Below are 24,022 nucleotides of genomic sequence, written 5' to 3'. Positions count from 1 at the left end.
TGGGCCCCGGTCAGCCCCGGCGGGCCGTGTGGACCGTTCGGACGGACAGCTGGAAGACGTCCGTACGGCGGTGCAGACCCCGCGGGTCCGCGGGGTCGAGCAGCCGGTCGAGGACCTCTTGGTCGTCGGCCGCGAGCTGCCCCTCCAGAGCGCCCCGCTGATGGGCGAACGCGGCGACCACCTGCTCCCGTACGGCGTCGGGCACCGGCGCCGGAAGGTCGAGCAGGAACGACCGGGTGCCGCTCGGCGTGAGACCGGCGGCGGTCAGCAGCCCGCGCCAGTCGTCGACCTCGTCCTTCGTGCCGGGCAGCGCGGCCCGCATCCGGCCGAACCAGTCGCTGTTCGCGGCGTCGATGCGGGCCTCCAGGCCGGGGCGGCCGATGCCGATGTTCCAGGGCAGGTGACGGGCCGGCAGCCCGCCCTCGACCAGGGCCATCACGCCTCCCGGCCGCAGCAGCCGCGCCAGGGAGGCGAGCGCCGCACGCTGGTCGCCGACGTGGTGCAGGGAGTTTCCCGCCCAGATCAGATCCGCCTCCCCCAAGTCAGCGACGTCCTCGGGGAGTTGCGCGGTGAGGGTGGCGACACGGGAGCCGTTCCCACGTGCCTCGGCGCGGGCCCGGGCGCGCTCCAGGAGCTTCGGGCTCGGGTCCACGGCGACCACCTCGGCAGCCGGGAACGCCTCGGCGAGCAGGGAGGTCAGGACGCCCGGCCCGCTGCCGATGTCGAGGATCCGGCGTACGCCGTGGGCGGGTGCCAGCTCGCCGAGCCAGGCCGCGGCCTGCGCGTAGAGCGGGCTCTGGATCTCGGCCTGGCACTCCAGGAGCGTGGCCATCTCGTTCCAGTCGACGTCGGCGCTGTCGGCGTGCCCACCTGGGTGGCCGCCGTGATGGCCGCCGTGGTGGCCGCTGGGCTGACCGCTCTGAGCGGCGGTGTCATGGGTGTGGTGACGACTCATGGCGTCAGCGTCCGCCGGATCGGCTCAGGACGCGAGAATTGTTGCCGCTTCGGCAAACGGAGGGTCCGTCTCAGTCGCGCCGCCGGCCCGTGCGGTGCTCCTGCGGGCTGACGCCCCGTACCCGCTTGAACGCCGCGCTCAGCGCGAACGAACCGCTGTAACCCACCTTCCGCGCCACCGACTCGACCGTCGCGTCCGTCTCGCGCAGCAGGTCGGCGGCGAGCGCGAGACGCCAGCCGGTGAGATACGCCATCGGCGTCTCCCCCACGAGGCCGGAGAAGCGCCGCGCGAGGCCCGCCCGGGACACCCCGCACTTGGCGGCAAGCGAGGCGACCGTCCAGGGGTGGGCGGGGTCGTTCTGGAGCAGCCGCAGCGCCTGGCCGACGACCGGGTCTCCCATGGCCCGGTACCAGGCGGGCGCCTCGGCGCCCGGCCGCGAGAACCAGGCCCGCAGCACGGCGATCAGCAGCAGGTCCAGGACCCGGTCGAGGACCACGCTCTGCCCCGGCTCGTCCCGGGAGATCTCCTCGTCGAGAACCGGCATGAGCGGGCAGTTCCAGACGTCGGCCGGGATGTGCAGCAGTGGCGGCAGCGCGTCGAGCAGCCGGCGGCTCACCTCACCGTCCATCTGGTACGTGCCGATGAGCATGGTCGTCGAACCGTCGGCGGCGTTGCCCCAGGTCCGTACGCCAAGCCGCATGGCCTGCGACAGCGGCTCGCCCCTCAGCGTCGTACAGGTGCCGCCGGGGCCAATGACGGCGTGCGGCGGGCCGTCCGGGGTGTCTGCGACGGTGTACGGCTCCGGGCCGCGGGCGATCGCGACGTCACCGGGGCGCACGAGCACCGGGACACCCGAGTCGGGCACGATCCATGCCTCGCCCTCGGTCACACACATCAGGCAGAGCGGCGCGCGGTCCTCGATCCGTACCGACCACGGGGGTTCCATCACCATCCGCAGCAGAAAGGCCCCCCTGGCCCGCGGTCCGTCGAGCAGTCCGGCGAGTGCGTCCATGGGACCGAAGCCTAAGGCCGCGGCCGTAGACGCACACGCATGGGACTGAGCCTGTGCAGCATGGGAAGAGCGAGCGGGCCCCGCCAGTCTTGGGACATGACGACGAACCAGAACATGACGGCCCAGCCCATGACCGCCCGCACCACCCGGACCGTGCTGGTGACCAGCGGCTCGGGCAAGACCGGCCGGCGCGTGGCGGAGAGGCTCCGGGCGTACGGTCTGAACGTGCGATCCGGCTCCCGCAAGGGCGCGATCCGCTTCGACTGGGAGGCGCCCGAGACGTGGGCCCCCGCGCTGCGTGGCGCGGACAGTGCCTATGTCGCGTACTACCCGGATCTGGCGGCGCCGGGCGCGGTCGAGGCCATGCATGGCTTCGGCCGGCTGGCGGCCGAGAACGGCATACGGCGCATGGTGCTGCTGTCCGGGCGCGGTGAGCCGGAGGCGGCGCACGCGGAGGAGGCTCTGCGGGCCGCCGCGACCGGCGTCGAACTCACGGTCGTGCGGGCGGCGTTCTTCGCACAGAACTTCAACGAGGGCGCGATCGCGGAGGCGGTACACGCCGGCGAGATCGCCTTCCCGGCGGGCACCACCGCCGAACCGTTCATCGACGCCGACGACCTCGCCGATGTCATCGCCGCGACCCTGCTGGAGGACGGCCACGCCGGCCGCACGCACGAGGTGACCGGGCCGCGGCTGCTGACGTTCACCGAGGTGGCGGACGAGATTACCCGGGCGACGGGCCACGAGGTGCGGTACGTGCCGGTGAGCGTGGAGGAGTACGCGGCCATGCTGGAGCAGTACGGGCTGCCGCTGCCGCAGGCACAGTGGCTGGCGGGGCTGTTCGGCGTGTTGCTCGACGGTCACAACGCCTCGGTGACGAACGGCGTGGAGCGGGTGCTGGGCCGGGCGCCGAAGGACTTCGCGTCCTTCGCCGCCGCGGCCTGGCGGTAGGGGGCCAGTGGGCGTTTCTCCCCCGGGGTTACTCCGCTCTCCCGGGGATTACTCCGCTCCGTGCCCCGAGGCGATCGCGTCCACCCGCTGGGCCAGGGCGAAGTCCCGCTCGGTGATGCCGCCCACGTCGTGGCTGTTCACGGCGAGCGCGACGGTGTTGTAGCCGAGGGTCAGATCGGAGTGGTGGTTCAGCTCCTCCTGGATCTGCGCCACGTGGACGACCAGGGCGGTGGCCGCGAAGTGGGTACCGAGGCGGTACGTACGCCCGATGCGGTCGCCGTCCAGGCTCCAGCCGGGCAGTTCGCGCAGCCGGTCCTCGATCTCCTTCTGCGACAGCGGCTCTGTGGGCATGGCCGGGCTCCCTCCGGTCGGTGCGGGCGGTGACGGCAGCGATGTCAGTGACCGTGACGATACGGTCTCCGGCCCGGAGCCCCCGGGTCAACACATGGGTGTCACCCGGCCGGTTCACGTCCCTGGGTTACGGTCTCGCCATGACAACGGTGCTGAGCGGTACGGGAGTAGGGCCACTGTTGCGCGGCTGGCGCGAGCGCCGGCGGCTGAGCCAGTTGGAGCTGGCCCTGCGCGCCGACTCCTCCGCCCGCCACATCTCGTTCGTGGAGACGGGGCGGTCCCGGCCGAGCGAGGAGATGATCCTGCGGCTGGCCGACCACCTGGAGGTGCCGGTCCGGGACCGGAACGACCTGCTCCTCGCGGCCGGTTACGCGCCCCGGTTCACCGAGTCGTCGCTGGACGACCCGGCGCTGGAGACCCTGCGGGAGGGGATCGAGACCCTGCTCCAGGGGTACGAGCCGTATCCGGCGCTCGTCGTGGACGGTTCGTACACCGTCGTCGCGGCGAACCGGGGGATCGGGATGCTCATGGCGGGGCTGCCGGAGCATCTGCTCACTCCTCCGATGAACGCCATGCGGATCACGCTCCACCCGGAGGGGCTCGCGCCCCGCATCCGGAATCTGCGCGAGTGGCGCGGGCATCTGCTGGCCCAGATGGAACGCCAGATCGGCCTCGCCCGCTCCGCGCCGCTGCGGACGCTGTACGAGGAGGTCGTCGCCTATCCCCTGCCGGATCCTTCCGGCGAGCCGGGCGACCGGGAGGACCCGGTCCCGTACCCCTGTTTCGCGCTGCCGCTGCGGATCGAGCACGACGGGCGGGTGCTCTCCTTCGTCTCGTCCATCTCGACGTTCAACACACCGACGGACGTGACGGTCGCCGAGCTGGCCATCGAGACGTTCCTCCCGGCCGACCCGGCGACGGTCGCTTATCTGCGTTCCCTCACTCAGTAGCGGCGGCGCCCGCGCGCAGCGCGGACCACTGGAGCGCGGCGAAAGCGGCGACGGCGCCGGCCTGAACCGGGATCCACAGCAGACCGGCGGTGGTCGGGGTGAACCAGGCGACGAGGGCGACGACGCTGAGCGCGACCCATATCAGGTTCGCGTCCACCACCAGCCTCACGGCGACCGCGGAGGGCCGCGCGCGGCCGGCGAGCCACCCGACCCCGACGGCGAACGCCACGAGGAGCACCCCAAGTTCGAGCAGCAGCGCCGCGTCGACTCCGAGGAGCTCCCCGAGCGCCCCGGACCAGGCCACGTACGCCAGCCCGTTGGCACCGGTGACGGCGGCGTCGAGGGCGAGGAAGCGCCGCAGCATCGACTGCGGCTCGGTGGTACGGGAGATGCCGGCGAGCAGGGCCTGGGACATGGCGGATCAGCCTCCATCAGAGGGCGGGAGCGGGCGAAGTGGCTGGTCATGAGCCCGGAGCTCGAGCGGAGTGCGCCGCCCGAGTTCCGGTGAACCCCACGATGCCGGGCCAGGAGGCAGGCGTCGATTACGCCGGAGGTAATGCCCGGCCGGGGCTCGGCCCGCTGGGCGTTTGGCAGGCGTCGGTATCCTGCGCCCGGTCGGCCGGGCAGCCCGTCCGGGCGTGTGGAGGGGGAGATGCCATGGCAAGGGTCAGTGAACGGCCGCGGATGATAGCCACCGGGGACGACCATCGCGTCACACCCGCCGAGTTGTTCTTCGACCTGGTCTTCGTGTACGCGCTCACCCAGGTCACGGCCCTGATGGCCGCCGGGCCGTCGCCGCTGCGGATGGTCGGGGCGATGGTGGTGCTGGCGCTGCTGTGGTGGTGCTGGTGCTGTTTCGCGTGGCTCGGCAATGTGGTGCGGGCCGACTCGGGAGCGATGTTCGCCGTGCTCGTCGCGGTGATGACGGTGGTCCTGATCGTGTCGCTGACGGTTCCGGAGGCGTACGCGGACAAGCCCGGCGGACTGCCGTCGCCGCTGGTGTTCGTGCTCTGCTACGGCGCGGTGCGGCTGCTGCATCTGGCGTCGTACTGGGTGTCCGCCCCGGGCGACGCGGCGCTGCGCCGGACCCTGCGCCGGACGGCGCTCGTGTCGGTGGCGCCGCCGCTGGTGCTGCTGTTGGCCGGGACCGCGTTCACGGGTGCCGGACAGGTCGGGCTGTGGCTGGGCGCGGTGGTCGTCGACTACTGCGGGGTCTATGTCACCGGCTCGTCGGGCTGGCGGGTCAACTCACCGGGGCACTTCGCCGAGCGGTACGGGCTGATCGTCATCATCGCGCTCGGCGAGTCGATCGTCGCGATGGGCGTCGGAATGGCCGACTTCCCGTTCACCGCACCGGTCCTGGCGGCGGTGGCGGCGGGCCTGCTGGTGTCGGCGGGGCTGTGGCGGCTGTACTTCCGTCAGGTCGGCGAGGTGGCGGAGCACCGGCTCGCCGCGCTGGAGGGGGACGACCGCACGCGGTTCGCCCGGGACGCCTACACCTTCCTGCATCTGCCGCTGGTCGCCGGCGTCGTGCTACTGGCGCTGGGGATGAAGAAGATCCTGCATCAGGTCGCCGACACCGGCCACTACAGCCTGTCGGAGCCGCTGCACGGCCTGGTCGCCTGGGCGTTCACGGGCGGGGCGGGACTGTTCCTGCTCGCGACGGCGGCGATCCTCGCACGGGCGGGCGGGCGTTGGTCGCCCGCGCTGCTCGTCGGCGGGGTGGTCTGTGTGCTCGGCGGGGCGGTGATCGTCCTGGTTCCGGCGCTGCTGGCGCTGGGACTGCTGAGCGCGGGGGTGACGGGACTCGTGGTGCTGCACGGGCGGACGGCGAGAGCTTCGGCGCCGGAGAAGACCGCTCCCTCGTCCTGACCCTCCTCCCCGGGAGACGGTGGCGGGCAGCCGGTCCCGGCAGGTGCGAGCTGCCGGGGCCGGCCGGTCGGGGCGGGCTCAGCGGCTCGGCGTGCCCTTCTCCGAGCGGGCTTCCCGCGGCTCCGTCGACTCGCGTTCCTCGCGCGCGTTCCGGCGTTCCTCCGGGGCGCGGTCCCGGACGGCCTCGGCGCGCAGCAGGGCGTTCATGACGGCGAAGGGATCGATGGGCATAACTGTGCTCCTTGCGGTGGGGGATGCGGGCTGCGGGAGGTACGGACCTCTCAGCAGCGCAGCACCACACACCGCACGGCCACCGGAGCCGGGGTCCCTGCCGTGGGGGCGCCGGCGTCGGGGCGCGGAGCCGTCCGGGGGCCGCGGAGGACCACCGGGCGCGCGGCGGCAGGGGGCCGGGCCCGGCGGCACCGGCCCGGCGCCGTGGTCTCCGTCTCGGCCGTGTCCTGCTGGGCCTCTCCGGAGGGGTCGGGCGCGGCCGAGGCCGCGGGGCGGGGTTCGGCGGTGGCCGGGGTGAGCGTCCCCGCCGAGATGCCCAGGAACGCGGCGAGCGCCAGCAGCGCCACCACTGCGGCGCGGCGCACAGCGGTGGCCTGGCGGGGCATGGGCATGGGCGCGGTCCTCCTGGACCTGCGTCCTACCCGTCCCGCGCCGGGCTCGCCCGGGACGGTCCCGAGGTCCGCTCGTCCGGGCTATGTCCCGTGCCCCGCCGGCGCGGCGCGTTACTCCGACCGGGCCGGCCGTGTCGACCGCTCGCCTCGTTCCTGCCGCGTCGGATCCGCCGAGCGTGCCCGCCGGGCCGCCATCAGAACTTCTTCCGCTCCCCTCCGAGGCGGTGAGTCCTTCACCGTCCCGACCGGCACCTGCGGCCCGCTGCCCTCCCGCAGCCACCGCCGGAGCACCTCGTGGACCCGCTCGGCGCCCACCAGTTCGGACCCGTCGGTCACGGGCGCCGACAGTTCGACCGGCGACAGCAGGAACGGCCGCGTCTGCTCGCCGCCCATGCCTCCGTGCGATCCGATCTGCTCCTCGAAGGCATGCACCTCGCCGGTCGCCGGGTCGTATCTCGAGTTGACCATGATGTCCGCGACGTGCGGGAAGCCGTCGGTGCGCCGCACCGCCTCCGCCGCGCCCGTCCCGAAGGCGGCGAGCGGCCCCCCGTCGTCGAGCTCGTCGACCGGCACCTCCACGTCCCCCCGGCCGAGCACCACGGAACCGTGTTTTCCGTCGGCCACGAGCAGGAACCCGATGCCGGGATGGTTGGCGAGGGTCCGCAGCAGCGCCGGGTGACGCCGGTCGATCTCCTCGCGCGTCATGCGGTGCGGCACGTCGGGGAAGGACACCAGACCGAGATTGCCGGACGACAACACGACCGGGTCGGACCCCTTGGCCGGCCGCTCCTCGTCGCCCTCCGCCACGGGCCGGTGCAGCGCGCTGCGCAGCGCGTCGCGGGCAGCGTCACGGGCCTCCGAGCCGCTGCGGGTGCGCCCCGCGCGGCGCGGCACGGGCAGACCGCAGCCGGCCCGGACGAGATCCCTCAGGCTCAGTCCGTACCGTCCCTCGAAGGACTCGCCGGGGCTCTGGCCGTGGTCGGAGAGGAGCACGATCCGGTACGGGCGCGGCGCGTGCTCGGCGACCTTGGCGATCAGCGCGACCGACCGGTCGAGCCGCTGGAGCACCTTCTCGGCGTCCCTGCCGTGCGGCCCCGAATGGTGGGCGACCTCGTCGTAGGCGACCAGGTCGGCGTAGATCGCGGTACGTCCCACCAGCATGTCGCCGATCACCGCGGCGACCACCACGTCCCGTTCGACGACGGTCGCGAAGGCTCGGATCAGCGGATAGAGGCCGCCGCGCGAGACGCGCGGGGTCTCCTTGCGAAGCCGCGCCCGGACGGACTGTGCCATCTCCCGGACGGCCTCGGCGACGAAGGAGCCGGCCGTCCGGACGGCGTTGGCGGGGTCGGAGAAGTAGGCGAAGTAACCCGCCCGGGAGCGGTTGCGGCGGCCACGGCGGGCAGCGACCGAGAGGACCAGGGCCAGCTGCTCGGCGCCGCCGCTGAAGAGGTTGCCCCGGCCGGCGCCGTCCAGGGTGAGCAGTCCGCCGTCGCCGGTGCGCGCGACGGCGCGGCGCTGGAGCTCGACGGCGCTCGCCGGCCGGTTGCTGACCATCAGCCGGCCGGTGTCCTTCTCGTACCAACGGAAGGCGGGCACGTCGTGGTTGGAGCCGTGGAGGATGCCGAGCTGGCTGGCGCCGGTCTGGCTGGACCAGTCGGTGCGCCAGGGCGTGAGGCGGTGGGTCGTACCGAGCCAGCCCGCGACCGTCGGCATCAGACCGTCCGCGACGGCCTCCTCGAGCACATGGTGGCCGACACCGTCGAGCTGGAGGAACAGGGTGCCCGGAGGGGCCTCGGGCCCGGCGTCCGCGCCCGTGCGGCGGCGCTTGCGGTCGGCGAGCCGGTAGAGCCTGCGCCGGTAGGCGGTGTCGTCGCGCACGGCGAGGGCGGTGGAGGTCGCCGACGCCACCGCGGACATCACCGCGGCGACCACGACGGCCGTCTCCGGCTCGGCGGCGCCGCGACCGTCGGGGATGAGCCAGAGCGCGATCAGGAGCAGCGAACCGTTGAGGAAGAAGACCAGCAGACCGAGGACCAGGGCCGGTACGAGCAGCAGCGCGCGGACGATCACCGGCCACACCAGCGCGCCGAGCAGACCGAACGCGCCGGCGCCCCAGGCGGCCGTGACGGCGGTCCTCGTGACGCTGTCGCCGTCGTCCGACTGGAGCCGGAAGTCCGGCAGGATCCCGGCGAGGGCCAGCAGGGTCAGGCTGGACACCGCCCAGACCACCAGCACTCGCCCCAGGGCGCTGCCCGCCCTCCGCCATCGCCCGTCGTCCACGCCGCGCTCGCCGCCCCTTCGCGTTTCGACCGTTCGCGTTTCACCCTTTCCTTCCTCAAGCGTGGCACAACGGTCTCGGGCCGCGGCCTCGGCCCATGGACCCCGGTCGCAAGCGCCGGGCCCGGTCGCAACCGCTCACGGCCGGACCGTCACCCGCCCACGGCCAGGGTCATCGACCGCTCATGGCCTGCTGTGGGCCGCCCGTGGCTCAGCAGCCGTTGTAACCGGCCGTCGGCATCGAGAGTCTGCGGTGTACGTCCGCCTTCATCGCCGCGTCGTACCTCGGCTCGTCGAGGCCGGCCGTCTCCAGGCGTACACCCCGGCGCTCACACTCCGCCGCGAAATCCCGTACCGAGGTGAACGCCCGTTCGAGGACCCGCTCGTTGGGGGCGACGAACAGGTCCACCGTCCCGGCGTCGACATCCGCCCACAGGCCGCCGTGGTCCGGGCGCAGACCGTAGAAGAGCAACTGCCGCACCACGACACAGCCCTTGTCCTCGGCCCATCGCGCGCACATGGCGTGCTGGCTGCGGGTGTCCACCAGGAAGGGGTCGCTGTCGAGTTCTTCCAGCGGGGTCAGACTGGCGATCGCCGCCGCCCGTACGCCGTCCATGGCCAACCCCCTGTAACGCTGTTCACCGCCGACCCTACTCCGCTCCCGCCCTGCCGGGGGAGGGCGTGCGACGCCGGCTCGGGCGCCCGTTCGCGACCCCGGACACTTACGCTCGTACCGAGGGCCGGGCCGGTCGGAGCGGTGGGGCGCCGGAGCGAGGAGGAGGTGCGGGCCGGTGGAAGTCACCTGGTGGGGTCATGCCACCTGTACGGTCGAGGACTCCGGGATCCGGGTGCTCACCGACCCGCTCTTCGTGCGCCGGCTGGCCCATCTGCGGCGGCGGCGCGGTGAACTGCCGCCCGCGCGCGCCGCGTCGGCCGACGTCGTGCTCATCTCGCATCTGCACTCCGACCATCTGCATCTGCCGTCGCTGTCCCGGATCGAGCCCGGCACGCTCCTGGTCGTTCCGCGCGGTGCGACGCGGGCGGTGCCCGGGCTGCGGCGCCTCACCGGCCTGCGGGTGGCCGAGGTGGGGCCCGGCGACGAGGTGAAGGTGCGGACGCTGACGGTACGGGCCGTCCCCGCGCTGCACGACGGGCGGCGGCTGCCGGTGGGACCGCACCGCTCCCCCGCGCTCGGATATGTCATCGAGGGCGCGGCGCGCACCTACTTCGCGGGGGACACCGGGCTCTTCGACGGGATGGCGGACGCGGTCGGGCCGGTCGACGTGGCACTGCTGCCGGTCGGCGGCTGGGGCCCCTACCTCGGGCACGGCCACCTGGACGCGGGCCGGGCGGCGCAGGCCCTGGCGTCCCTGGCCCCCGGCGCGGCGGTGCCGGTGCACTACGGGACGTACTGGCCGATCGGGATGGACGGTGTCCGGCCGCATGAATTCCACGCGCCGGGGGACGAGTTCGTACGACATGCGGCGCGGCTCGCACCGGACGTGAGGGTGCATCTGCTGGCGCACGGCGAGACGGCGCGTCCGGAGGTCGGCCGGTGATCGGGGAGATCGTGCGGCAGTTGCCGCCCGAGTCGACACAGCAGGCCGTCGGTTATCCGACGCTGTTCCTGCTGGTGGCGCTCGGATCGCTGGTGCCGGTGATCCCCACCGGCGCGGTCGTCAGTTCGGCGGCGGTGGTGGCGTTCCACCAGACCGCGCCGCTGACGCTGCTGTTCGTCTTCCTGGTGGCGGCGTTCGCGGCGTTCCTGGGAGATGTGACGTTGTACTGGCTCGGGCAGCGCGGTCTGCCGCGTGACGGCTCACGCCGGCCGGCGGTTTTGCTCGGCCGGGCCGCGCCCGACCGTCTGGAGCAGGCGCGGGTCAAGCTGCGGACCCATCAGGTGTCGGTGCTGGTGCTGTCACGGCTGGTGCCGGCGGGACGCATACCGGTGATGCTCGCGTGCCTGCTGACGCGGATGCCGCTGCGGCGGTTCGCCAAGGGGGACGTGCCGGCGTGCCTGGCGTGGGCGGCGACGTACCAGCTGATCGGCATTCTGGGCGGTTCGCTCTTCCCCGAGCCGTGGGAGGGCGTGGTGGCGGCGGTGGGCCTGGCGCTGCTGATCAGCGTGGTGCCGGCGCTGTGGCGAAGGCTCCGGGGGGCGGGGGCGGAGGACTCCGGCCGTGAGGCGTGAGGCCCGGGGGGCGGGGCGCGGGGGCTTCAGCCGTCAGACGGAGGCCGGGGGCGCGGGGACTCCGGTCATCGGCGTGAGGCCCGGGGGGCGGGGCGCGGGGTGCGGGGCCCCAGGCGTCAGGCGTGAGGCCGGGGCCGCGGGGACTCCGGTCATCGGCGTGAGGCCCGGGTGCGGGGACTCCAGCCGTCAGCCGTCAGGCGTCACGCGCCGGGCGCCGCTCGCAGCCGCCGCTCGCCGGGTGCCGCTCCCGCAAGGGGCCGGGGCCGGATCGGGCCGGGGCCCGGCACCGGAAGCGGCGCCCCGAGGTCAGTCCGGCAGCACCCGGGAGCCGCCGATCGGCAGGTCCCAGAGGTCCTCGCGGGGCAGGCCGGCCCGCTCCCACGCGGCGCGGACCCGAGTGAGCGGTTCCATGACCGGCTCCGAGGAGAGCACGAACGTCGCCCAGTGCATCGGCGCCATCCGCCGCGCCCCGAGGTCCTCGAACGCCCGGACCGCCTCCTCCGGGTCCGTGTGCACGTCCCGCAGCCACCAGCGGGGCTCGTACGCGCCGATCGGGAGCAGCGCCAGGTCGATGTCCGGATGTCGGCGGCCGATCTCCTTGAACCAGTGGCCGTAGCCGGTGTCTCCGGCGAAGTAGACGCGCCGGTCGAGCCGGTCCGTGAGCACCCAGCCGCCCCACAGCGAACGGCAGGTGTCGGTGAGGGTGCGCTTGGACCAATGGTGGGCGGGGACGAAGTCGAAACGGACACCGTCCAGTTCGGCCGCCTCCCACCAGTCGAGCTCGGTGACCCGGGTGAAGCGCCGCCGACGGAACCAGCGGCCGAGGCCGGCCGGACAGAAGACCGGTGTCTCACGTGGCAGCCGCTTCAGGGTCGGGGCGTCGAGATGGTCGTAGTGGTTGTGGCTGATGACGACCGCGTCGACCGGGGGCAGGTCCTGCCAGCGCACTCCGACCGGGGTGATCCGGGCGGGGGTGCCGAGGATCCGGCGGGACCAGACGGGGTCGGTCAGGACGGTCAGCCCGCCGGTCCGGACCACCCAGCTGGCGTGGCCGGCCCAGGTCACCGCGACGGTGCCGGCGTCCACGACCGGCAGCGGGCCGGGCGCGAACGGCAGCAGCGGGATGGAACGCAGCCCCTCCGGCCCCGGGCGCACGGCGCCCTCACGGGCGAGCCGGGCCACGGCGCGCACGCCGGGGAGCGGGGCGGTCAGCCGGTCGGCGAAGGTGGGCGGCCAGTCGCGGACCAGGCCGAGGACCTGCAGATGACCCGTGGCACGCCCCGGCCGCTGCTGCTCCGGGGCCGGCATCGCCACCTCCACGCCCGCCGGGCCGCCCGCGCCCTTGGCACGGCTCGCCTCCCCGTCCGTGGCCGGGCCCGTAGCCGTGTCGGGCACGGTTCCCGTACCCGCGTTCGGGCCCGTCACGTCCAGCTCGTCCGTATCGGGGGTCGTACGGGTCGTACCAGTCGTCCCCGCCGTCTCTTCCGTCATCCGCGGACTCCGTTCTCGGCGATTCAACCCGGTTCCTCGATGCGTGGTTCCTCGGTGCTCAGTTCTTCGAAGGCCGACGCGAAGGTTCTCAACGCCCTCACTACGTGAGGCAGTTCGAGAGGCTCCGGCGCGGAGAGGGACTCCAGCTGTTCCCCGGGGGTGGCCCCGAGCAGCGGCCCGGTGGACAGGCGCACCCGCAGCGCGCCCAGCTCGTCACCGAAGCGGTGGCCGCCGGGCACGGGGACGCCGAGACGGCCGGTGAGGTGTTCCTCCAGCTCCATGGAGTCGGTGACACCGCGCGCGGCGAGGCCCGCCCGGAGCGGGCCGAGGTCGGCGTAGAGATGGCGGCCCGCCTGCGGAGGCCGGGCCAGCGCCCCCGCCGCGAGGACCACCCCGTGGACGGCGGCCGCGACGCGTGCGTGGAGGGCGTTCGCTGCGTCGTTCCGGTCGGTGACCGCGCCCGGTTCGCCGAGGGCGTGCGCGGCCGCCGCGGCGAGCGGGGCGGCGATGACGGCGCCGAGGGCGGTGAGGATGTCGAGCGTACGGGCGCGGCGTCCCGCGGACGGGGCCGCGGGCGGGAATCGGGCGACGGCGAGGGGCCAGGCCGCCGGGGCGAGCGCCCCCGCAAGGTCGCACAACACGGTGACATCGTCCGGGCACATCTCGGCGGGGCTGACGACGACCGTGTCGTGCGGCCGGTGCAGGGTGTCGCGCCAGGTCTCGTCGCTGATGATGTGCAGCCCCTCGGCGACGGCCGCCTCGCAGGCCTCGCGCACGAGCTCCGGCGGCGCGACGGTGGCGGTGGGGTCGTCGGCGACGGAGAGCAGGAGCAGCGTCGGCCGGCCGCCCTCGGCGCGCACCCTGCGGACGGTCTCCAGGAGCGCGAACGGATCGGGCACGCCTCCGCACTCGGCGGCGGTCGGCACGTGGTAGGCGGGCTGCCCCAGCAGCCGGGCCTGCGGCGTCCACCAGGCGGGGCAGGGCCGGGGCAGCAGGACGTCGCCGCCGTGCGCCGCGATCAGGGCCAGCAGCAGGGGCTGCGGGCCGGGTGCGGCGGCCACGTCCTCGGGGTGGCCGCGCAGACCCCGCCGCCACCAGTAGCCGGCGGCCGCCTCCCGCAGGAGCGGGCCGCCGCCGGGGGGTTCCGCCCCGGGGCCGCCGGCGGCGGCTGCGAGGACGGCGGCCAGCTCGGGCAGAACCGGGAGTCCCGGCTCGGGGGCGGGGGGTCCGTACCGCACGGGGCCGTGCCCTTCCGGAGCCGCCTGCCGCATGGCTGTACCTCCGACGCTTCGAGCCCTGCTTCCTGTGCCCTTTATACGGAGGTTCGTGAGGGTTCGCCGCCTCAGATGGAGGCGACCGGGTGCCGGACACGCGCGTGGAAGAGATGGCCCCGGTGTTGTGGACCCTCCGGGCCGGCCGCGTGGTGCCCGCCGCGTCGGTGATGCGGGACGGCAGCCGCCGGCTCCGCGCGGACGGGTGCCACGGCGGATCGGGCGCGGCCGGTGAGGTGATGCCGCCCGTCCACGGGCAGATCGCCGATTACGCGGGCAGGTGGCGCCGAAGGGAAGCGCTCGTACGCTCTCCCCTCGCGGTTCATGCCGGTCGGCGCGGGGCGGGGCCCTCCGGCAGCGCTGCCGACGGCCCTCCTGGTGACTCTCCGCCGCGTCCGCTTGGACCGTGGGACTCGGGGGTACCCGCGTGCCATGTCCGAAACGCACGCTCAGCCCGCCACGAGCCCGCTTCCGCGCGCCGTCCCCCAGTCGGCGCGGGCCCGGATCACCGCCCTGCTCGGGGACTGGGACCGTGAGGTCTTCGACCGGGTGGCGCGACGCCACTGGCCGGGCGCGGACCCGGTGCTCCCCCGGCTGAGCCGCGCCGCCAACCACGGTGTGCTGTGGTTCGGCACAGCCGCGGCGATCGCGGCCTTGGGCGGCAGCGCGCGGTCCCGGCGGGCCGCCGTGCGGGGGGTGGCGTCGCTGGCGCTCGCCTCGGCCGCGATCAACACGGTGGGCAAGCGCTCGGTGCGCCGGGCGCGCCCCCTCCTGGACGGCGTACCGCTGATGCGGCAGCTGAAGAAGCAGCCGTTCACCACGTCGTTCCCGTCAGGGCACGCGGCGTCCGCCGCCGCCTTCGCCACGGGTGTCGCCCTGGAGTCGAAGGGCTGGGGAGCGGCCGTCGCGCCGGTGGCCGGCGCGGTGGCACTGTCCCGCGTCTACACCGGAGTGCACTATCCGAGCGATGTCCTGGTGGGCGCGGCGCTCGGGGTGGGCGCGGCGTTCGCGCTGCGCGGGTTCGCACCCACCCGGCCCCAGACGCCGGAGCCGGGGCGCCCGCACACCGACGCTCCCGCCCTGCCGGCCGGCGAGGGCCTGGTCGTCGTGGTGAACCGGGCGTCGGGTTCATCGGAGGGGGCCGACCTGGTGCGCAAGGCCCTGCCGCTCGCCGAGGTGGTGGAGTGCGACCCCGAGGACGTGTCACGGGAGCTGGCGAAGGCGGCCGACGTGTGCCGCGCGCTGGGCGTCCTCGGTGGCGACGGGACGGTGAACCGGGCGGCACCGGTCGCCGCGCGGCGCGGGGTGCCGCTCGCGGTCTTCCCCGGCGGCACGCTGAACCACTTCGCCCAGGACCTGGGGATCGAGTCGGTCGCCGACACCTGCGCGGCGCTGGCCTCGGGCGATGCGGTGCGGGTCGATCTCGGACGCTTCTCCCCCGGCCCGGACGGTGAGCCGTACGGCTACTTCCTCAACACCTTCAGTCTCGGCGTGTATCCGGAACTGGTGCGGCTGCGGGAGCGCTGGTCGCCCCGCATCGGCGGATGGCCGGCCGGTGTGCTGGCCGCCGTGCGGGTGCTGCGCGGCGAGCACCCGCTGGAGGCGGAACTGCGCGGGGAACGGCGGCCTCTGTGGCTCCTGTTCGCCGGCAACGGCGTGTACGGAAGCGTGGGGCCCGCGCCCGCCCGGCGCGCCGATCTGGCGGACGGCCTGCTCGATGTACGGGTGGTGCACGGCGGCCGGCTGCCCGGCCTGCGGCTCCTCGCGGCCGCGTTCGCCGGTCCGCTGAGCCGCTCCCCGGTCCACGCAGCCCGTACGGTGCGCCGGATGCGGATCGCCTCGCTCGCTCCCCGGACACCGGTTGCCTTCGACGGCGAAGTGATGGAGACGTCAGGTGAGTTGACGGTCGACAAGGCGGCCGAGGCGCTGGTCGTGTACTGCCCGAGGGCGTTCTCGTAGCCTCGCGGAAGGCTCCGCCCCGCCCCGGCGCCGGGGCAAAAGCAGTGGCCGCGCGCGCTGGACGGGGTGACACTCGGCCCATGCCCACGCACATGCCGCCAACACCCATGCCCAATCCCGTGCCCGCGCCCAGTCCCGCGCCCAGTCCCGGCCCCGCGCCCGCGGTCGTCGCCGAGCCCGTCCGCACCGCGCGACTGCTCCTGGCGCCGCTGCGTGCCGAACACGCCGAGGTGATGGCCCGGGTGCTCGGGGACCCCGCTCTGCACACCTTCATCGGCGGCGCTCCCGCCACCGTCACCGAGCTGCGCACCCGGTACGAGCGGATGCTCGCCGGTCCGGCCGATCCCGCCGTCTCCTGGTGCAACTGGGTCGTTCTGCTGCGCGAGGACGGGAGCCCGGGTGACGGAGCCCCGGTCGGCACCGTCCAGGCGACGGTCACCGGAGGCGATCCGCGGACGGCGGAAGTGGCCTGGGTGATCGGCACACCCTGGCAGGGGCGGGGAATCGCCCGGGAGGCGGCCCGGGCGCTCGTCGACTGGCTCTGGGCCCGGCCCGTGAAGCGGGTGATCGCCCATGTGCACCCGGATCACCACGCGTCGGCCGCCGTCGCCGCGTGGGCCGGGCTCGCCCCGACGGACGTACGCCAGGACGGCGAGGTGCGCCACCAGGCGGACCGCTGAGCCACTCGGCCACGGCGGCGGGTCCGGCGACTGAGGGCGCTCACTTCGAGGCAACTGCCTCCCCTGGGAGTCGGCTTCGCGGACGGACCCCCATGCCGCAGCTCGCCGCCGTCCACATTTCAAGACGCATATCTCATGATGCGACACGGCGCCGTACCGTGGTGACACCACTTCACGAGAGGGAGTCCGGTCATGACGTACGCGCGCCGGGAAACCGCCGTCTACACCCACGGTCACCACGAGTCGGTGCTGCGCTCGCACCGCTGGCGCACCGCCGCCAACTCGGCCGCCTATCTCATCCCCGAACTGCGCCCGGGACTGGACGTGCTGGACGTGGGCTGCGGGCCGGGCACGATCACCGCCGACCTGGCCGAGCGGGTCGCCCCCGGCCGGGTGACGGCCGTGGACCACGCCGAGGACGTACTCGACCGGGCGCGCGAGGTCGCCGCCGAACGGGGCATGAACAACGTGCGGTTCGCGGTCGCCGATGTCCACGCGCTGGACTTCCCCGACGACTCCTTCGATGTCGTGCACGCCCACCAGGTGCTGCAACACGTCGGAGACCCCGTGCGGGCGCTGAGCGAGATGCGGCGGGTGTGCCGCCCCGGCGGCGTCGTCGCGGCGCGCGACAGCGACTACGCGGCCTTCACCTGGTTCCCCCAACTGCCCGCTCTGGACAAGTGGCAGGAGCTGTACCGGGTGGTGGCCCGCGCCAACGGCGGCGAGCCGGACGCCGGCCGACGGGTGTTCTCCTGGGCCCGGCAGGCCGGCTTCACCGACATCAGGGCCACCGCCGCGACCTGGTGCTTCGCCACACCCGAGGAACGTGCCTGGTGGAGTGGGCTGTGGGCGGACCGTACGACCGCGTCGGTGTACGCGCGACTGGCGGTGGACGGCGGGCACACCACTCCCGAGCGGCTGACGGAGATCGCGGAGGGCTGGCGGGAGTGGGGCCGCCAGGACGACGCCTGGTTCATGGTCCCGCACGGGGAGATCCTCTGCCGGGTCAACTAGGCTTCTCCGTATGGAGATTCTCGGTACCACGCTGCGCGTCTGCGTCGATGACCTGGAAGCCTCGGTGCTCTTCTACGAGCGCCTCACCGGCGGGCAGGCCCTGCGCTTCGAGCGCGGAGGCGTGTCGGTCGCGGCCGTCGGATGCTTCCTGCTGATGAGCGGTCCCGAGGAGGAGCTGGAGATACTCCGCAAGGTCTCGGCGACGATCGCCGTCGACGACGTGGACACCGCGTACGCCACGCTCAGCGAGATCGGCGCGAAGATCGTCGCCGGCCCGGTCCCCACCCCGGTGGGCCGCAATCTGCTCGCGGTCCACCCGGACGGCTCGGTCTTCGAGTACGTCGACCGCCGGAGCTGAGCCCCGACGGTTCGGCGCGCCCCGTGCGGCCGTAGGACGGCGGCGGCCCCTCGGCCGGCGCCGCCCGCCGCCCGAGGGGCGGCCCCGGCCGGAAGGCAGTGGGCTGCGGCGGGCCGGCACGGCGGCGCCGCGCCCAGCCTTCGCCCGATCCGGGTGGCGCTCCTCCGCCCGGCACCGGCTGTCGGCATACGGCGCCGGCGCCGGCGCCCTACGAGCCGGCCGGTCCCCCATCCCCGCCGTCCGGCCGCATCCGGAACTCGTAGCGCTCCGGGAGCGGTTCGTCCGTCAGGGACGTCCACACCTCCGCCAGGGTTTCCGCGCCCTCCCGGAGGTCCGCCACCTCGAAGCCGTCGTCGAAGACCGCGCGCGCCGCCGCCGGGTCGCCCTCCGCGAGGAGCAGTTGGGCGTCGATCAGCCGGAACGCGCCCCGCTCCCGCACCGCCTCGGGAAGGTGCTGCCAGATGGTTCGCGCCTTGTCCGGGCGCTGGGCGGCCAGCAGGGTGGTGAGGGCCTCGCGGGCCAACGCGACCGTCGCCGCCGTCCACGCGGCGCCGTGGTCGCGACGCTCCTCGCAGAGGTCGTCGAAGGCTTCCGCATAGCGTTCCGCGGCCCTGGAGAGATGGCCGCCCTCGCGGTCGGCGACCGCGAGACAGCGCAGCAGCGGCCAGCGTGAGGGGGCGAGCCGGAGACCCCGCTCCCAGCTGCGGACGGCCTGGGCGAGGTCTCCGGCGTGCCACTGGGCGACGCCGAGGTGGTACTCGGTGTGCGGCTCGGCCGGGGCGGTCTCCAGCATGTCCCGCCAGTGGGGCGCGACGAGCGACGGGCCCGGCGGGACGACACGGCGCGGGGCGGGCAGGACGCCGGTGTGCAACAGCGCGAGCCACGGCGCCTGCTCGTCCCCGAGCGTCGACTCGTCGAAGGGGGTGCCGGGCAGTTTGTGCCCCGCGCGCAGGACTTCCAGCGCTCCCCAGCCCGACCCGGTGGCGAGGGGCGTCACCGGCGCGGTGTCGGCGCGGGTCCGCCACGCCCGGTAGGCGCTGTCCACGTCGGCGCGCGGCAGGGCCTCTTCGAGGCGCCGCTCGGCCTCCGCGCGCGCCGCTCCCCAGTCGTCGCCGTGCACGGCCCGGGCGTCGGCCGCCAGCGGGCCGTACGCCTCCAGCCAGCTGAGCTCCTCGCCGCCCTCCAGCTTCAGATGCTCCAGCTGGGTCCTGGCCAGGCCGGCCTGTATCTCCGCGTACCCGGGCGTGCCGGGCTCGGTGAGCCACTCCTGCCAGCGCCGTCCACCGCGGCCCCTGCCCCAGAGGAACAGCTTGCGTCCGCGCAGCAGGTCGGTGGAGGTCTGTACGAACCCCGCGCCCGTCGTGTCGAGGGAGGCGATCCAGCGGCGGGCGGTGTCGGGGACGTCGTAGAAGTAGTCGGCGGGACACTCGCTGCGCAGCGGATAGCTGCGGTCGACGCCCTCGGACTCCGGTACGGGCACCCGGCGCAGTGTGCGTTCGTAGCCGTGGTGCCAGGCGTGGCCGGCGGGGGCGAGGACGCGGCCGTCCTCCGGTACGGCGATGTTGGTCCACCAGTAGACGGGCGCGGGGCGCTCGTGCGGATTGCGTACCCGGATGCCGGCGTAGAGGAAGTCGGAGCCCTCGGGCAGCCACAGATCCACCTGGAACGGCAGGTCGCGCAGCCGCTCCCATTCCCAGAGGCGGACCATCTCGCCGCCGTCCGGTGCGGGGACGATCGCCGCGTGGAGGGGCGCGCAGGAAAGGGCGGAGTGTCCTGTGGCGCCGATGTTCCACTCGATGCCGCCGGAGAACCAGGCGCCGTTGAGGGCGAAGTCGGCGGGCTGGAACACCGGGTTGCGGTGGACGAGTTCCCGCCCGGTCGGCTTGTGGTGCAGGGAGTGGATCCGGCCGCCGAGACCGGGCAGTACCGTCACCCGGAGCCGGTCGTTCTCGATCACGATCGTGTCGAGGTCCATGGCCTCGCGCTCGCGTCCGTAGCCGTCCTGGACGCGGGTGGGGAGCAGGGTGCGCAGCGGCTCGTACCCGGTCTGGCGCGCCATGTCACGCGGCACATCGCGCGGCAGGGCGCGCCGGACGTCATCCGCCCCCTGTTGCCGGAGGCGTGCCGGGAGCGTGGGGATCGCGTCTCGTGGGCGCAGGGGCGGCAGCGGGTTCTCCTGGCCCAGCGGAGCCCCGGGGAGGGTGAGTACGGCGCGTCGCACGGTGGTCATGCCGACCATGGAACACGGCGGTCCGCGCCCTGACCAGGGGCTCCGGAGGTCAGGCTTCGGCAAAGCCCGGGGCCGAACCCCTCTGGTTGCGGCCGGACTTATCCGGGTGCCGGGCTCCGGGGCGCGGGCTCAGCCGTCGGCGAGGGCGGCGACGACGAGATCGGTCAGGAGCGCGCCCGCGGTGCCGTCCGGGTCGCGGTCGGGGTCGTACACGGTGACATTGAGCCCCACACACCGTTCGGAGCGGACCAAGGTGCGCAGGAGCGGGAGCAGTTCGTCCGGGAGGAGCCCGTCGGGTTCCTGGCTGTCGACGGCCGGCATCACGCTCGGGTCGAGGACGTCCGCGTCCAGGTGCACCCAGAAGCCGTCGAGGGCCGGCGTCTCCAAGGACAGGACGGTCGCGGCCGCGAGGTCGGCGGCGCCCCACTCGCGGAGCCGGCCGACCGTGACGGCCGGGATCTTCAGCTCGGCGAGCTCGGTCAGGTCCTCGTCGCCGTCGCGCAGCCCGAAGAGGCGTATGTCCTCGTCCCGCAGATAGGGGCGCAGGCCCTCGATGTCGGTGAGGTCGTCCTGGCCCCGGCCGGTGGCGAGGGCGAGCTCCTCGCCCGCGGCGGCCCCGATCCGGTCGGGCGCGGAGTTGCCCGGGTGGCGGAAGTCCGCGGAGCCGTCGAGGGCGGCGAGTCCGTACCGGCCCAGACGCTTCAGCGCCAGAGAGGCGCCGAGCTGGATGGAGCAGTCCCCGCCAAGAACGAGCGTGAAGTCACCGGCGCGGACGTGGTGTTGGATCCGGTCGGCGAGGGCCCGGGTGTACATGGCCAGCGCGGCGGCGTTGAACACTCCGTCACCCTCGCGCCAGTCACCGCGGTCGTAGCGTGGCGGGACGACGACTCCGCCCTCACGCGCCCGCAGACGCTGGACGATCCGGTTCTCCCGGAGGGCGCCGGCGAGTTTGTAACAGCCGGGCACGGTGCCGGGGACGGGAGGCCTGAGCCCCAGATTGGATGGTGCGTCGACGACCACGATATTCCGCATGCGTTCCATCCTCTCCGCCGTACTCTGGATCTTCAACGGATGCGTGAAGGGTGACGGTGGAGATGAGCGACGGCACACAGCACACGTACCGCGTGATCGTTCGCGGAACGTGGGACGGGTTGACGGACGCCTCGCGGGAAAGGCTGCTCGCGGACGTGGACAACCATGGGCTTGCGCAGATGCAGTTCACCGAAGAGGGGTCCCTCACCTATGACACCGCGCTCAAGCACTTCAGCTTCCGCCATGTGGTGGTGTCGGACGCGGCGGACGGCGAGGAGATGGCAGGGGTGATCGCCGAGGACCGCGCCGAGCAGGCGCTGAAGGCCCTGGGTCACGGCTTTCGTGGCCTCAAGTCCACGGTGACGGACATGGACACCATGAAAATCAACTACAAGGGCCGCCGCTGAGCCTCGCGTCGACCATCTCCGAGGTGAGCGCCCAGCGTTCGTGGTCGCGCCACGCTCCGTCGACGAAGAGCATCGCGGGCGAGAATCCCTCGAGTCGGAAACCGGCCCGGCGCACCAGCGCCAGGGACCGTTCGTTGAGCGGCTGGATGTTGGCCTCCAGCCGGTGAAGCCCCATCGGGCCGAAGGCGTACTCCCGTACGAGAGCGAGGGCCGCGCTCATCACCCCGCGGCCGGTGGCGTGCGCGAAGGCGCCGTATCCGAGGGCTCCGCTCCGAAAACTGCCGCGAACGATGTTGTTGATGTTGATGAAGCCCGCGATGCCGTCGTCCCGCGCCGGTTCGCAGACGAGGAAGCCGGCTTTCGTGGGGTCGTCCGGAAAGGACCCGGCGTACGCCGCGTACGCCTCGGCGGTCAGGGGCGGAAAGAGCCAGGGCCGGTGCGCTTCCACGCTCTCGCGGGCGCGGGCCGTGAACTCCCGGGCGTCGTCGGGGGTGTAGGGACGGATGCCGACCTGCGCGTTCTGGGCGAGGTATCCACGGGTGCCGGACATCACGCCAGGTTAACCAACCGGGTCGGGGCGGGCTTCCCGGCCACCTCGTCCCACGCGCCTTCCCCGCACCCCCCTCGCCCTCGCCACTCCCGCCTCACCCACCTCACCCACCTTCCTGTGCCACGACGGCCGCCCCCGTACCCCCCGGATGGACGGATCCGGGGCGCACGGGGGCGGTGGAAGGGGCCGTACGGGTGAGGGGCACCCGTCGAGCGGCCCGTGGCCGTCGTCAGTGGTGACTGAGGACCAGCTGCGGCTCGTCGGCGTCCGCGGCCTCGGCCGGGTCCGGACGCTGGATGAGGAACGCGGTGAGGACACCGATGCCGAGCAGCGCGAGCGCCGCGTACATCGCGTGCTGATAGCCGGCCTCGGTCACGCCTCCGGCGTCGCTGCCCGCCGTGATCATGGCTGAGGCGAGGGCGATGCCGAGCGAGGCCCCGATGCCGAAGCAGGCGCCGTTGAGACCGGAGAGCGAGCCCGGCTTGTCCTTGGGCGCGGTGGTGACGGCGAGGCCGTTGAGGCCGGTGAGCATGAATCCGCCGTAGGTGACACCGAGGGCGGCCAGCGAGCCGACCAGGATCCACTCGTTGTGCAGGAAGAACGTGGCGAAGACGAAGATCGCGAAGTTGGCGACGGCGCCGGTGACCACGATCCGGCGCCAGCCGAGCTTCGGTCCGAGCCGGCCGGTCAGCGGGGCCGAGATCACGCCGATGAGCTGGATCGGGGTGAGGAAGAGGACGGCGGCGGTGACGGCCGAGAGCCCGAGGCCGACCCGGGCGTCCTGGGAGAACAGCGGGATGGTCAGGGCGATAGCGCCGAATGCGCCGCCCAGGGTGCAGATGGTGGTGATCAGCAGCGGCCAGGCGCGGCGGGAGGCGAGCACCTCGATGTCGATGACCGGGTTCGCGGCGCTCTTCTGCGAGACGACGAAGAAGACGAGGGCGGCGACTCCGCCGAGCAGGAAGCCCAGCGTGAGCGGGGAGGTCCATCCCCAGGCCGCGCCCTGGGCGAGGCCGACGAGGACGCCGGTGAGGCCGAGGGCGAGGGCGGCGATCCCACGCGAGTGGAAGCGGCTGTCGGCGTTGGTCGCGGGGACGTCGGGGACGTACCTGCGCACGCCGAAAAGGCCGGCGACGGCGATCAGGGTGGAGCAGACGAAGATGCCGCGGAAGCCGATGGTGTCGGCGATCTGGCCGCCGGCGATGGCGTCGACACCGGCGAGGCCGCCGTTGACGGCGGTGATGATGCCGGCGGCCTTGCCGAAGCCGGCCGGGGTGAGCAGCTGGTTCAGGGTGAGGAAGGCGAGGGTGAACATCGCGGCCGAGATGCCCTGGAGGATGCGGCCGGCGATGAAGAGCTCGATGTTCGGCGCGAAGACGCAGAGCAGATTGCCGAAGATAAGGACAATCGCGCAGACGATCATCATCGGCTTGCGGCCGCGCTGGTCGCTGAGGCGGGCGAGCGTGACCTGACCGATGGCCGCCATGAGGAAGAACAGGGTCTGGGAGAGCCCGGCCGCCGCCGTGGTCGTGCCGAGGCGCTCGATGACATCCGGCAGCGCGGGGCTGAGCATGGTGGCGTTGATCTGGTAGCCGAGTACGGCCAGGACCATCGCCAGCAGCATGGGCCCGCGGCCCGCGAGATCGGAATCGGCTCCGGAACGCGTCCGGCCGAGTGTGGGTGACATGTCGGCCCCTTTGCCCTGGATGTCATGTCATGAACGAATCGGTTCAGCAGTCTTGTCAGACAAGTACCGCCGAAACAGGGTGAGGTCTACGCGCGTAAAACGTCAAGACCCCTGGTCCTGTGAATCTGGATACCGTTGCTCACGGGCTCGGTGTCGGC

Annotated in this window: 24 protein-coding genes; 10 read left to right on the top strand and 14 right to left on the bottom strand. The window is 73.6% G+C overall.

Going from position 1 to position 24,022, the window contains the following annotated elements; all coding sequences use genetic code 11:
• Positions 1-10 precede the first annotated feature (10 nt).
• Both ACZ5VC_RS19370 and ACZ5VC_RS19365 read right to left on the bottom strand, forming a co-directional pair.
• A complete protein-coding gene (locus ACZ5VC_RS19370) occupies positions 11-955 on the bottom strand; it encodes a methyltransferase (RefSeq protein ID WP_469121229.1) in 945 nt (314 codons plus the stop codon).
• A 70-nt stretch (positions 956-1,025) separates the two neighbouring features.
• Positions 1,026-1,967, bottom strand: a complete 942-nt coding sequence (locus ACZ5VC_RS19365) for an AraC family transcriptional regulator (RefSeq protein WP_469121228.1) — start codon at positions 1,965-1,967, stop codon at positions 1,026-1,028.
• 96 nt (positions 1,968-2,063) lie between these two features.
• Between ACZ5VC_RS19365 and ACZ5VC_RS19360 the strand changes: the two genes are divergently transcribed.
• Positions 2,064-2,918 carry a Rossmann-fold NAD(P)-binding domain-containing protein gene (locus ACZ5VC_RS19360; protein WP_469121227.1) on the top strand — a complete coding sequence of 285 codons (855 nt, stop codon included), beginning with the start codon at positions 2,064-2,066 and terminating at the stop codon, positions 2,916-2,918.
• Between the two features lie 48 nt (positions 2,919-2,966).
• On the opposite strand, the gene ACZ5VC_RS19355 is transcribed toward ACZ5VC_RS19360, so the two are convergent.
• Entirely contained in the window at positions 2,967-3,269 is a 303-nt protein-coding gene (locus ACZ5VC_RS19355; RefSeq protein ID WP_469121226.1) for a 4a-hydroxytetrahydrobiopterin dehydratase, read from the bottom strand.
• Between the two features lie 140 nt (positions 3,270-3,409).
• Here ACZ5VC_RS19355 and ACZ5VC_RS19350 point away from each other — a divergent pair, with 140 nt between their 5' ends.
• Positions 3,410-4,219, top strand: a complete 810-nt coding sequence (locus tag ACZ5VC_RS19350) for a helix-turn-helix domain-containing protein (RefSeq protein WP_469121225.1) — start codon at positions 3,410-3,412, stop codon at positions 4,217-4,219.
• Here ACZ5VC_RS19350 and ACZ5VC_RS19345 read toward each other — a convergent pair.
• Positions 4,209-4,634 carry a hypothetical protein gene (locus ACZ5VC_RS19345; RefSeq protein WP_469121224.1) on the bottom strand — a complete coding sequence of 142 codons (426 nt, stop codon included), beginning with the start codon at positions 4,632-4,634 and terminating at the stop codon, positions 4,209-4,211. The two genes, ACZ5VC_RS19350 and ACZ5VC_RS19345, sit on opposite strands and share 11 nt — an antisense overlap.
• Before the next feature lie 242 nt (positions 4,635-4,876).
• On the opposite strand from ACZ5VC_RS19345, the gene ACZ5VC_RS19340 reads away from it, so the two are divergent.
• Complete coding sequence (locus ACZ5VC_RS19340) at positions 4,877-6,091, top strand: low temperature requirement protein A (RefSeq protein ID WP_469121223.1); 1,215 nt, start codon at positions 4,877-4,879, stop codon at positions 6,089-6,091.
• A gap of 78 nt (positions 6,092-6,169) precedes the next feature.
• Here the strand turns inward: ACZ5VC_RS19340 and ACZ5VC_RS19335 are convergent, their stop codons facing one another.
• The 4 genes from ACZ5VC_RS19335 to ACZ5VC_RS19320 form a co-directional block, all read right to left on the bottom strand.
• Positions 6,170-6,322, bottom strand: a complete 153-nt coding sequence (locus tag ACZ5VC_RS19335; protein ID WP_469121222.1) for a hypothetical protein — start codon at positions 6,320-6,322, stop codon at positions 6,170-6,172.
• Between the two features lie 50 nt (positions 6,323-6,372).
• The gene (locus ACZ5VC_RS19330; RefSeq protein ID WP_469121221.1) at positions 6,373-6,714 is read right to left on the bottom strand and encodes a hypothetical protein; all 342 of its coding nucleotides are present in this window, start codon (positions 6,712-6,714) and stop codon (positions 6,373-6,375) included.
• A 111-nt stretch (positions 6,715-6,825) separates the two neighbouring features.
• Entirely contained in the window at positions 6,826-8,997 is a 2,172-nt protein-coding gene (locus ACZ5VC_RS19325) for a phage holin family protein (protein ID WP_469121220.1), read from the bottom strand.
• A 208-nt stretch (positions 8,998-9,205) separates the two neighbouring features.
• A complete protein-coding gene (locus ACZ5VC_RS19320; protein WP_469121219.1) occupies positions 9,206-9,610 on the bottom strand; it encodes a hypothetical protein in 405 nt (134 codons plus the stop codon).
• Between the two features lie 175 nt (positions 9,611-9,785).
• On the opposite strand from ACZ5VC_RS19320, the gene ACZ5VC_RS19315 reads away from it, so the two are divergent.
• On the top strand, positions 9,786-10,553 hold the full coding sequence (locus tag ACZ5VC_RS19315; RefSeq protein ID WP_469121218.1) for an MBL fold metallo-hydrolase: 768 nt from the start codon (positions 9,786-9,788) through the stop codon (positions 10,551-10,553).
• On the top strand, positions 10,550-11,185 hold the full coding sequence (locus ACZ5VC_RS19310) for a DedA family protein (protein WP_469121217.1): 636 nt from the start codon (positions 10,550-10,552) through the stop codon (positions 11,183-11,185). The genes ACZ5VC_RS19315 and ACZ5VC_RS19310 overlap by 4 nt, the downstream gene beginning before the upstream one ends.
• Before the next feature lie 306 nt (positions 11,186-11,491).
• Here ACZ5VC_RS19310 and ACZ5VC_RS19305 read toward each other — a convergent pair whose 3' ends face one another.
• Positions 11,492-12,676: an MBL fold metallo-hydrolase gene (locus ACZ5VC_RS19305; RefSeq protein WP_469121216.1), complete on the bottom strand. Its 1,185-nt coding sequence runs from the start codon at positions 12,674-12,676 to the stop codon at positions 11,492-11,494.
• Positions 12,677-12,699: 23 nt separating this feature from the next.
• A complete protein-coding gene (locus ACZ5VC_RS19300) occupies positions 12,700-13,947 on the bottom strand; it encodes an aminotransferase class I/II-fold pyridoxal phosphate-dependent enzyme (protein ID WP_469121215.1) in 1,248 nt (415 codons plus the stop codon).
• Between the two features lie 432 nt (positions 13,948-14,379).
• Here ACZ5VC_RS19300 and ACZ5VC_RS19295 point away from each other — a divergent pair, with 432 nt between their 5' ends.
• The 4 genes from ACZ5VC_RS19295 (at position 14,380) to ACZ5VC_RS19280 (ending at position 17,958) form a co-directional block, all read left to right on the top strand.
• Positions 14,380-15,906, top strand: coding sequence for a phosphatase PAP2 family protein (locus ACZ5VC_RS19295; RefSeq protein ID WP_469121214.1), 1,527 nt, complete (start codon positions 14,380-14,382; stop codon positions 15,904-15,906).
• 107 nt (positions 15,907-16,013) lie between these two features.
• Positions 16,014-16,586 (top strand): GNAT family N-acetyltransferase, encoded by a 573-nt coding sequence (locus ACZ5VC_RS19290; protein ID WP_469121330.1) that lies wholly within the window; start codon positions 16,014-16,016, stop codon positions 16,584-16,586.
• 192 nt (positions 16,587-16,778) lie between these two features.
• Positions 16,779-17,600, top strand: a complete 822-nt coding sequence (locus ACZ5VC_RS19285; protein WP_469121213.1) for a class I SAM-dependent methyltransferase — start codon at positions 16,779-16,781, stop codon at positions 17,598-17,600.
• Between the two features lie 10 nt (positions 17,601-17,610).
• Complete coding sequence (locus ACZ5VC_RS19280) at positions 17,611-17,958, top strand: VOC family protein (protein ID WP_468703777.1); 348 nt, start codon at positions 17,611-17,613, stop codon at positions 17,956-17,958.
• A 208-nt stretch (positions 17,959-18,166) separates the two neighbouring features.
• On the opposite strand, the gene ACZ5VC_RS19275 is transcribed toward ACZ5VC_RS19280, so the two are convergent.
• Together ACZ5VC_RS19275 and ACZ5VC_RS19270 are read right to left on the bottom strand one after the other, a co-directional pair.
• A complete protein-coding gene (locus tag ACZ5VC_RS19275; RefSeq protein WP_469121212.1) occupies positions 18,167-20,188 on the bottom strand; it encodes a DUF5107 domain-containing protein in 2,022 nt (673 codons plus the stop codon).
• A 129-nt stretch (positions 20,189-20,317) separates the two neighbouring features.
• On the bottom strand, positions 20,318-21,220 hold the full coding sequence (locus ACZ5VC_RS19270) for an arginase family protein (protein WP_469121211.1): 903 nt from the start codon (positions 21,218-21,220) through the stop codon (positions 20,318-20,320).
• A gap of 62 nt (positions 21,221-21,282) precedes the next feature.
• Between ACZ5VC_RS19270 and ACZ5VC_RS19265 the strand changes: the two genes are divergently transcribed.
• Positions 21,283-21,627 carry a DUF6204 family protein gene (locus ACZ5VC_RS19265; protein WP_469121210.1) on the top strand — a complete coding sequence of 115 codons (345 nt, stop codon included), beginning with the start codon at positions 21,283-21,285 and terminating at the stop codon, positions 21,625-21,627.
• On the opposite strand, the gene ACZ5VC_RS19260 is transcribed toward ACZ5VC_RS19265, so the two are convergent.
• Complete coding sequence (locus ACZ5VC_RS19260) at positions 21,605-22,177, bottom strand: GNAT family N-acetyltransferase (protein WP_469121209.1); 573 nt, start codon at positions 22,175-22,177, stop codon at positions 21,605-21,607. The genes ACZ5VC_RS19265 and ACZ5VC_RS19260 overlap by 23 nt on opposite strands.
• Positions 22,178-22,406: 229 nt before the next feature.
• Complete coding sequence (locus ACZ5VC_RS19255) at positions 22,407-23,864, bottom strand: MFS transporter (RefSeq protein WP_469121208.1); 1,458 nt, start codon at positions 23,862-23,864, stop codon at positions 22,407-22,409.
• Between the last annotated feature and the right edge of the window lie 158 nt (positions 23,865-24,022).

The organism is Streptomyces sp. NPDC033174, assembly GCF_055577795.1.
This window is presented reverse-complemented; position numbering and strand designations above follow the sequence as displayed.

Coding starts and splice junctions, on each gene's coding strand:
- ACZ5VC_RS19320 (WP_469121219.1), bottom strand. CDS start 9,610: ATGGACGGCGTACGGGCGGCGGCGATCGCCAGTCTGACCCCGCTGGAA.
- ACZ5VC_RS19295 (WP_469121214.1), top strand. CDS start 14,380: ATGTCCGAAACGCACGCTCAGCCCGCCACGAGCCCGCTTCCGCGCGCC.
- ACZ5VC_RS19340 (WP_469121223.1), top strand. CDS start 4,877: ATGGCAAGGGTCAGTGAACGGCCGCGGATGATAGCCACCGGGGACGAC.
- ACZ5VC_RS19270 (WP_469121211.1), bottom strand. CDS start 21,220: ATGCGGAATATCGTGGTCGTCGACGCACCATCCAATCTGGGGCTCAGG.
- ACZ5VC_RS19290 (WP_469121330.1), top strand. CDS start 16,014: ATGCCCAATCCCGTGCCCGCGCCCAGTCCCGCGCCCAGTCCCGGCCCC.
- ACZ5VC_RS19285 (WP_469121213.1), top strand. CDS start 16,779: ATGACGTACGCGCGCCGGGAAACCGCCGTCTACACCCACGGTCACCAC.
- ACZ5VC_RS19365 (WP_469121228.1), bottom strand. CDS start 1,967: ATGGACGCACTCGCCGGACTGCTCGACGGACCGCGGGCCAGGGGGGCC.
- ACZ5VC_RS19370 (WP_469121229.1), bottom strand. CDS start 955: ATGAGTCGTCACCACACCCATGACACCGCCGCTCAGAGCGGTCAGCCC.
- ACZ5VC_RS19305 (WP_469121216.1), bottom strand. CDS start 12,676: ATGACGGAAGAGACGGCGGGGACGACTGGTACGACCCGTACGACCCCC.
- ACZ5VC_RS19360 (WP_469121227.1), top strand. CDS start 2,064: ATGACGACGAACCAGAACATGACGGCCCAGCCCATGACCGCCCGCACC.
- ACZ5VC_RS19355 (WP_469121226.1), bottom strand. CDS start 3,269: ATGCCCACAGAGCCGCTGTCGCAGAAGGAGATCGAGGACCGGCTGCGC.
- ACZ5VC_RS19275 (WP_469121212.1), bottom strand. CDS start 20,188: ATGACCACCGTGCGACGCGCCGTACTCACCCTCCCCGGGGCTCCGCTG.
- ACZ5VC_RS19300 (WP_469121215.1), bottom strand. CDS start 13,947: ATGCGGCAGGCGGCTCCGGAAGGGCACGGCCCCGTGCGGTACGGACCC.
- ACZ5VC_RS19345 (WP_469121224.1), bottom strand. CDS start 4,634: ATGTCCCAGGCCCTGCTCGCCGGCATCTCCCGTACCACCGAGCCGCAG.
- ACZ5VC_RS19350 (WP_469121225.1), top strand. CDS start 3,410: ATGACAACGGTGCTGAGCGGTACGGGAGTAGGGCCACTGTTGCGCGGC.
- ACZ5VC_RS19335 (WP_469121222.1), bottom strand. CDS start 6,322: ATGCCCATCGATCCCTTCGCCGTCATGAACGCCCTGCTGCGCGCCGAG.
- ACZ5VC_RS19265 (WP_469121210.1), top strand. CDS start 21,283: ATGAGCGACGGCACACAGCACACGTACCGCGTGATCGTTCGCGGAACG.
- ACZ5VC_RS19260 (WP_469121209.1), bottom strand. CDS start 22,177: ATGTCCGGCACCCGTGGATACCTCGCCCAGAACGCGCAGGTCGGCATC.
- ACZ5VC_RS19255 (WP_469121208.1), bottom strand. CDS start 23,864: ATGTCACCCACACTCGGCCGGACGCGTTCCGGAGCCGATTCCGATCTC.
- ACZ5VC_RS19280 (WP_468703777.1), top strand. CDS start 17,611: ATGGAGATTCTCGGTACCACGCTGCGCGTCTGCGTCGATGACCTGGAA.
- ACZ5VC_RS19330 (WP_469121221.1), bottom strand. CDS start 6,714: ATGCCCATGCCCCGCCAGGCCACCGCTGTGCGCCGCGCCGCAGTGGTG.